This window comes from Acidocella sp. MX-AZ02 (assembly GCF_000306035.1).
Lineage (GTDB): Bacteria > Pseudomonadota > Alphaproteobacteria > Acetobacterales > Acetobacteraceae > Acidocella > Acidocella facilis.
The window spans coordinates 1-681 of the sequence record NZ_JH976257.1; the positions used below are offsets into that span (position 1 = coordinate 1).

1 protein-coding gene is annotated in these 681 nt (G+C 71.8%); it reads right to left on the minus strand.

Annotation, left to right across the window (positions count from 1 at the left end):
• A partial coding sequence (locus MXAZACID_RS17400) for an alkaline phosphatase PhoX (RefSeq protein WP_008495912.1) occupies nucleotides 1–681 on the minus strand: 681 nt, incomplete at both ends.

Sequence of the window (681 nt, forward strand, 5' to 3'; positions counted from 1 at the left end):
CGCCGGCGGCGGCGCCCACCGGCGCCAGATAGGCATAGGCCAGGGCGCCGGTCGCTGGGCCGCTGGTCTGCATGATGAACAGCCCGTCGGCGCTCTGTTCGGTATCGCCCTTCTGGTCGGTGCCGATCCAGAGATTGCCCGCCGGATCAACCGCCAGCGTGCGCGGCTTGCGCAGCCAGGCCTGGCTGCCGGGGCCGTATTGCGTGCCCTCGCGCAGCGCCGGATTGCCGGCGACAAGTGCCAGCGTGGCGGGGAAATGCCGGGCTGTGGCATCGCCGCCGGGCAGGGTGAAGCGCAGGATATGCCCCTCGCCGCCGCCAGGATTCAGCGAATCGGCAACACTGCGTTGGGCGTTGCCGGCGCAGGCCATATAAAGTGCGCCGCCATCCTGGCTCAGCGCCAGCCCGGCCGGAGCGTCGAAGGTCTCGCCGCCGGCGGTGGCGCCGGCATTGGCCAGCCCCGCCAGAGTCGGCACGTCATTCGGCAGGGCCACCCAGTCGATTCCATCGCCACCCAGCACCGCCACGCTCAGCGTGCCGGAATCGAGCGCGGTGCCGTCCTGGGCGTTGGTCGCGGCGACGAAGCGGAAGAGCATGCCGGCCTGCGCGTCCTGGGTGAAGAACAGCACCGGGCGGCCATCCTTGCTCTGGGTGGCGAGCAGCCCGGCGCGGGCGATGCGGC